The following is a 6,619-nucleotide window of genomic DNA, read 5'->3' on the forward strand; positions in this document are numbered from 1 at the left end:
GCGCCGCGGAACGCCAGGAGGCACCCCTAGGGTGTCTCGTCCGGGACGGAGACCGCCGGCCGGAACACCGGAACCACGACACCGCCCACCGCGGCCGCGGCGCCCGCCACCCCCTCGGCGTCCTCCGGGTTCTCCGGGCCCTGCGGGCGGAAGGCCACCTCCAGCGCCATCCCCACCCGCAGCGCCCCCGCCTCGCAGTCCACCACCTCGGTCATCATCCGCGGCCCCTCTTCGAGATCGACGACGGCGGCGACGTACGGCGTGCGGGTCCCGAAGGGCGGCAGGTCGTTGCGGTGGACGACGGACCAGGTGTAGAGCGTGGCCCGGCCGCTCGCCCGTTCCCAGGTCACCGACTCGCTCCAGCAGTGCGGGCAGAACTCGCGGGGGTAGTGGTGCACGCGCCCGCACGCGTCGCACCGGCGCAGCAGCAGGTGCCCGGCGGCGGCCGCGTCCCAGTACGGCCGGGTGAAGGCGTCCGTCTCCGGCAGGTCGAAGCGGGCGGCGGCGGCCATCAGAAGAGTCCCAGCGCGCTGTCCAGCGACCAGGTCTGCCAGGACATGCCGAAGAGGGCCACCAGGGAGATCAGCGCCATCATCGTGTTCTGCCCCTGCTCGGCCCAGTCGTGGATCATCAGGACGAGGTAGAGGAGGTTGAGCAGCACTCCGCAGACCAGGGCGACCGGGGTCAGGAAGCCCACGACGAGGCCGAGGCCGAGGGCGAGTTCGGCGTACACGACGACGTACGCCATCGCGCGCGGCCGGGGCGCGACCACCACGTCGAAGCCGCCGCGCACCGCGTTCCACCGGTGCTTGGCCGCGACGTCCGCCGCCCACGCGATCCCGGTCCCCCGCTCGAACCAGCCCTTCTTGTCCTTGTGCCGCCAGCTCTCCAGCCACCACAGCCCGAGACCGATCCGCAGGACGGCCAGCCATTCGGCTCCATCGAGCCAGATCGTGTCCACTGAAGTCCCCTGCCCTCGACGGAATCTGACGGTACGTCAGTTCAGTCGATGCGTGGGTGTTCGCGCAAGGCCGCTGCGTGAAACTCTCCGGGCGAGCACCCGGCTCCACCCGGAGCTGGAGACCCGGCATCAGGTCAGGATCCCCGCCGGGAGTGCCTTCCCGTACAACTCGTCCAGTCCCACCAGCAGTACGTCCCCCCGCCCGGCCTCGCCGAGCAACGCCTCGCTGAAACCGGCGGCGCTGAAGCACGCCAGCGCGCAACGCGTGGTGTCCATGCCCCGCGCGGAGAGCAACTCCCTGGCCCGGCCGAGCCGTTCCAAGTGGGGGACACCCATGACGGTCCCCCACTTCACCTCACCGAGCAGAGCGACCGCAGGCTTGTGCCCGCCGGACCCCGGTTCGACCACCGCCACGTCGATCTGAATCTGCCGGCGTTCCTTCGGGTCGGTCACCACGCCGCTGCCGACCTTCCCGAGGGAGGTGCCGAGCAGGGACCGCCCCGGCCCGAGCACATACTCACGGCATACCGTCTCGAAGTGCGGCCCCGCCACCTGAGCGGCGAAGCGCTCCGCGGACTGGGCCCACACCTCCGCGGCCTGGCCGCTCTCCAACCGTGCCCAGGACGGCCGCATCACGGCCTCGTAGAAATTGATCAGCGGCTCGGTGATGCGGTACTGCGACTTCCCGGCCCGGAAGACGTCCTCTTCCCGTGCGAGGAGGTGGCTGTCCTCCAGCACGTGAAGAGGGTGCGAGATGTCGACGGACTTACGGCCGATGTATCCGGCGATGCCGCCTCTCGTCGCATTGCCGTGCGCCACGGCCGCGAGCACCGAGTGGTACAGGGCGGTGTCACGGATGTCCGCTTCCTCGGCGAGCAGATACCGCGCCTCCCGGAAGAGGGGGCTGAACGGAGAAAGGACCGTACGGCAGATCCAGTCGTCGAAGTCGGCCAGACCGCCGGGAACGTCGTCCGCGAGAAACTGGCGACGATACGCGGGGGTGCCTCCGACGACGGCGTGAAGCCTGGCGGCGAGCGCCGGATCGCCGCCGACACCCCAGAAGTCCGCTGCTGCCCGGTATCCGAAGGGCCGTACGACGAGTTCGAGCTGGGCCCGGCCGCGCAGGGGCGCCGTGCTGGCCAGCAATCCGCCCATGACGGACATCGCCGAACCGCACAGAAGCAGCCGCATGCGACTCTCCTCCACCTGGAAGCGGTCGGTCTCACGCTGAATGAGCGAGGGGAGCTCCGGAGCCACCTTCGACAGGTAGGGAAACTCGTCGATGACCACGAGGAACGGACTGCCTTCCCGGCCGGGGAGGGCGAGACTGAAGAGATACGAGATCGCGTCGTCCCAGGTGTCGAACGAGAAGGACACCGGCGAACCCGCGTGCTCGGCCAGGGCCGCACTGAACTGGCGAAGCGACTCGGCCTCGGTGCCGGCGGTGGCCCCGAAGTAGAAGCCCTTCCGCTGCTCGACGAGTGCGCGTAGAAGATACGTCTTCCCCATGCGCCGCCGACCGCTGACGATGCCGAGCATGGCGTGCGGCAGGGGACGGTCCGCGAAGGCCGTGAGCGCGTCCCATTCGCCCCCGCGATCGAAGACGCGTGACGGCTTGGCGGGGGGCTTGTCCCGTTGCTGCAATTGAGCTCCCTGGACGCTTTTTGTAAGGGGTACGATGCTAAGGACTGTACTCCTTATGGTTGGCGTGACGTCGTCCGGCCGCGAACTCCCGAGTGAGCGAGTGGGCCTACGTCACCCGTCCCGTCGTGGTCGCGTCCCACACCGCACGCGCGCGAGTGGCCTACGACACAGGCCCCACACACGTCTCCTACAGCCGTGATCAATTCGCAACCGATTCCGGGCTTGACCGAGACCCATCAAGTGACGGCGTGCATACGCTCGGCACATGGCCGACTCTTCCGACCCGACATTCCCGGCGCCCGCGCCGCAGCAGGACCGACCCGTGTACGTCATCGGGGGCGGGCCCGGCGGACTCGCGACGGCGTACGCGCTGCGCGCCCAAGGCGTACGGGCTGTCGTGCTGGAGAAGTCCGACCGCGTCGGGGCGTCCTGGCGGCGGCACTACGACCGGCTGCGGCTGCACACCACGCGGCGGCTCTCCGGGCTGCCCGGTCTGGCGATGCCGCGCTCCTTCGGGCGGTGGGTGTCACGTGACAACGTGGTGCGCTATCTGGAGAAGTACGCCGAGCACCACGAGCTGGAGGTCGTCACGGGCGTCGAGGTCTCCCGCGTGGAGCCCGCCGCCGACGGCCACGGCTGGCTGCTGCACGCCACCGGCGGGCGTCAGCTGACCGGCAGCGCGGTGGTCGTCGCCACCGGCTGCAACCACACGCCGTACGTGCCCGAGTGGCCGGGCCGTGACGCGTACACCGGCACCTTCCTGCACGCGGGCGAGTACCGCGACCCCGCCCCGTACACCGGGCTGGACGTCCTGGTGGTCGGCGTGGGCAACACCGGCGCCGAGATCGCCGTGGACCTCGTCGAGGGCGGCGCCTCGCGCGTACGCCTCGCCGTGCGGACCGCGCCGCACATCGTGCGCCGGTCGACGGCCGGCTGGCCGGCCCAGTACACCGGGATCCTGTGCAGGCGGCTGCCGGTCGCGCTGGTGGACCGGCTGGCCGGGCCGATCGCCAGGCTCAGCGTTCCGGACCTCTCGGACAAGGGGCTGCCGCGGCCCGACACCGGGCTGTACTCGCGGGTGAAGCAGGGGTCCATCCCCGTGCAGGACGTCGGCCTCCTCGACGCCGTGCGCAAGGGCCGGGTCGAGGTCGTGGCCGCGGTCGAGGGGTTCGAGGACGGCAAGGTCGTCCTCGCGAACGGTGACCGCGTCGGCCCAGACGCCGTGATCGCCGCGACCGGCTACCGGCGCGCCCTGGAAGGCGTCGTCGGTCACCTCGGCGTGCTCGACGCGAGCGGACGCCCGGTCGTCCGGGGCGCCCGCGCCCCGAAGGCCGCGCCCGGTCTGTACTTCACCGGCTTCACCAACCCGATCAGCGGCATGTTCCGCGAACTGGCCATCGACGCCGAGAAGATCGCGAAGGCGATCGCGCGCGACGCCGGACGTCGGAGTCCGTCCCGCGCCGCACGCTGACACCTTCGTTCCCGCTCTCGCTCCCGGGGCGGACCCCCGGAGGCCGTCACGGGCCGTTCCTCACTCGTCCGTGAAGTGCGCGAGCGTCGTGATGACGCGTTCGGCGATGTCCGGCGGCCAGGGGAACGAAGGGGAGACCGCCCGCTGGTGCGCGAGCCCGTGCAGGCCGAGCCAGAGCGCGACCGTGTCGGCGGGTACGTCGGTACTCGTCGCTGAGCCGTCGGCGACACAGGCCCCCAGGGCTCCGGCGAGCCGCTGCATGCTCTCCTGGCCGAGCGTGGCCATGTCCTCCTTCGTCACGGAGCTCGCGTTCAGGTCGGGCACCCAGAGCCCCCCGAACATCGTGCGGTAGCGCCCGGGGTGCGCCCGGCCGAAGTCCAGGTAGGCCCGGCACACGGCCGTGAGCCGCTCGCGGGGCGTGTCGCCCGCGGCGTCCACGGCGGCGTCGAGGAGCGCGTCCAGCTCGGTGAAGGCGCTGCGCACCACGGCCAGCATGATGGCCGGCTGGTCCGGGAAGTGCCGGTAGATCGAGGGGGCGGCGATCCCCACGCGGCGGGCGACGGAGCGCAGGGTGATGGCGCTCTCGTCGCCGGTCTCGTCGAGCAGGTCGACCGCCGCCTGCACGATCTCCTGGCGCAGTCGGTCGCCCTCCCCGCGACGGTTGCGTACGCGGACGGGTGTCGCTGAAGTGTCGTCTGCCATGTCGTTACCTTACAGCGGGAAACTTATGTGCGTTACCCCTTGCGCTCCATCGGTTAACGCTCGTAGCCTTACGTCTGTAATCAGACGGGCCGAGCAGAGCGGGAGCAGCCATGAACGACATCACCCCCCGGGTCCGGCCGAGGAACCGCCGCGGTGAGGGGGACAGGCTCCGCGTCGAGATCCTGGCCGCGGCGGCCGAGCTGCTCGAAGCCGACGGCGACGAGCGGGCCGTGACGCTGCGGGCCGTGGCCCGCCGGGCCGGGATCGCCGCCCCCTCGATCTACCCGCACTTCGCCGACCAGCCGGCCCTCATGCTCCAGGTGATGCGGCAGGCCTTCGACGAACTGGCGGCCTGGATCCGGTCCGCGCTCGACGAGGCGGGCGAGGATCCCCAGGAGCGCCTGCGCACCGTGTGCCGGGCCTACCTGGACTTCGCCCGCGACCACCCCGAGCGCTACCGGGTCATGTTCGGCGGCAACCGGACCCCGTTCGCCGCCGACTGCGACCCGGCGACCCTCTGCGACCCGGGAACGCTCGGCGCGGAAGCGATGCGGATGCTCACCGACTGCCTGGCCGACTGCCTCGCCGCGGGGGACTGCACCAGCACGGACCCGGCCGCCGACGCGGTCGCGCTCTGGCTCGGCCTGCACGGGCTGGCCCACCAGCGGGCCATCTCCCCCTCGTTCCCGTGGCCGGCGGACATCGTCCATCGCGTCGCCTTCCCCCTGTCCCACCTCGTATGACCCCTCGCCCGCGGGGGCGTCGGGGGGTGTGGCGCAGGCCGGACGGTAGCGCTGGCCCCACCAAGGATCCGGGTGCGGCCTCTCTCGTGGCCGAGGCCGGCCGACGACATTGTTGAACCCGGTTGAACCCAGTTGATCTCAGGGGCAGTCAGCCCCTCCCAGGAAGGAAACCCCCATGGACTCGCAGCTCGCGTCGCAGCCGGAGACGGTGGGCGAGGTCGCTCCCGGACCCTTCGCCTCCTTCGTCCGGTTCGTGGTGTGCGGCGGTGGCGTCGGGGTCCTCTCCAGCGCGGCTGTGGCGCTGCTGGCCGGGTCGATGCCCTGGGCCGTGGCGAACGCGGTGATCACTGTCGTGTCCACCGTCCTCTGCACGGAGCTGCACGCGCTCTTCACCTTCGGCACCGGGGAGCGGGCCGGGTGGCGCCGGCACTGGCAGTCCGCCGGTTCGGCGACGGTTGCGTACGCGGTGACCTCGCTCGCCGTGTTCGCCCTGCACCTGGTGCAGTCGTCGCCGGGCGCGCTGACCGAGCAGATCGTCTACCTCGGCGCCTCGGGGCTCGCGGGGGTCGGACGCTTCCTGGTACTGCGGCTGTTCGTCTTCTCGGGCGACCGCGCGGAGGGCGCCGCCCGGCCGCGCGCCGTGCGGGCCGTCGCCCCGGTGGCGGTCAGGCGGGTGCCGCGCTCGGAGCTGGTGCTGGTCGCCGGGGCGTGAGGGGCGTTCCCGCTCCCGCCCGACACCAGTGCTGTCGCAGTCTGAGAACCGGACTGTGGAGGAAGATCAGCGTTGGGGCTGGCCGCGCAGTTCCCCGCGTGCCCCTGCGGGGCTTGGGCAGGTTTGTTGGTGCGGGTCCGCTGGGGCTGGTCGCGCAGTTCCTCGCGCCCCCGGGTAGGTGGGGGTTCAGCGGCGCTGTTGGGTGCGGGTCTGTCGTGGTTGAGCGCGCCGTTCCCCGCGCCCCTGGGTAGGTGGGGGCTCGAGTCCGATGGTTGGTGCGGGTTTGCTTTGGCTGAGCGCGCAGTTCCTCGCGCCCCTTACTAGAGGGGGCTCGGGCCGGTTGTTCGGTGTAGGGGGTGTGGCGGGATGTGTGGCCGCAGCGTACG

Annotated in this window: 7 protein-coding genes; 3 read left to right on the forward strand and 4 right to left on the reverse strand. The window is 71.5% G+C overall.

Annotation, left to right across the window (positions count from 1 at the left end):
* Window positions 1-26: 26 nt before the first annotated feature.
* The 3 genes from ACLVWQ_RS12380 to ACLVWQ_RS12390 all read right to left on the reverse strand — a co-directional run bounded on the left by ACLVWQ_RS12380 (window position 27) and on the right by ACLVWQ_RS12390 (window position 2,605).
* Window positions 27-512 (reverse strand): Zn-ribbon domain-containing OB-fold protein, encoded by a 486-nt coding sequence (locus ACLVWQ_RS12380; RefSeq protein WP_414108460.1) that lies wholly within the window; start codon window positions 510-512, stop codon window positions 27-29.
* Complete coding sequence (locus ACLVWQ_RS12385) at window positions 512-961, reverse strand: DoxX family protein (RefSeq protein WP_414108461.1); 450 nt, start codon at window positions 959-961, stop codon at window positions 512-514. The genes ACLVWQ_RS12380 and ACLVWQ_RS12385 overlap by 1 nt, the downstream gene beginning before the upstream one ends.
* A 129-nt stretch (window positions 962-1,090) precedes the next feature.
* A complete protein-coding gene (locus ACLVWQ_RS12390; RefSeq protein WP_414108463.1) occupies window positions 1,091-2,605 on the reverse strand; it encodes an ATP-binding protein in 1,515 nt (504 codons plus the stop codon).
* A 265-nt stretch (window positions 2,606-2,870) separates the two neighbouring features.
* Between ACLVWQ_RS12390 and ACLVWQ_RS12395 the strand changes: the two genes are divergently transcribed.
* Window positions 2,871-4,076, forward strand: a complete 1,206-nt coding sequence (locus tag ACLVWQ_RS12395; protein WP_414108464.1) for a flavin-containing monooxygenase — start codon at window positions 2,871-2,873, stop codon at window positions 4,074-4,076.
* A 60-nt stretch (window positions 4,077-4,136) separates the two neighbouring features.
* Here ACLVWQ_RS12395 and ACLVWQ_RS12400 read toward each other — a convergent pair whose 3' ends face one another.
* The gene (locus ACLVWQ_RS12400; protein ID WP_414108465.1) at window positions 4,137-4,778 is read right to left on the reverse strand and encodes a TetR/AcrR family transcriptional regulator; all 642 of its coding nucleotides are present in this window, start codon (window positions 4,776-4,778) and stop codon (window positions 4,137-4,139) included.
* A 110-nt stretch (window positions 4,779-4,888) separates the two neighbouring features.
* On the opposite strand from ACLVWQ_RS12400, the gene ACLVWQ_RS12405 reads away from it, so the two are divergent.
* Both ACLVWQ_RS12405 and ACLVWQ_RS12410 read left to right on the forward strand, forming a co-directional pair.
* Window positions 4,889-5,521 (forward strand): WHG domain-containing protein, encoded by a 633-nt coding sequence (locus tag ACLVWQ_RS12405; protein WP_414108466.1) that lies wholly within the window; start codon window positions 4,889-4,891, stop codon window positions 5,519-5,521.
* Between the two features lie 175 nt (window positions 5,522-5,696).
* A complete protein-coding gene (locus tag ACLVWQ_RS12410; protein ID WP_414108467.1) occupies window positions 5,697-6,233 on the forward strand; it encodes a hypothetical protein in 537 nt (178 codons plus the stop codon).
* The last annotated feature ends 386 nt before the right edge of the window (window positions 6,234-6,619 follow it).

It is taken from the genome of Streptomyces sp. CWNU-52B (genome assembly GCF_047444975.1).
Lineage (GTDB): Bacteria > Actinomycetota > Actinomycetes > Streptomycetales > Streptomycetaceae > Streptomyces.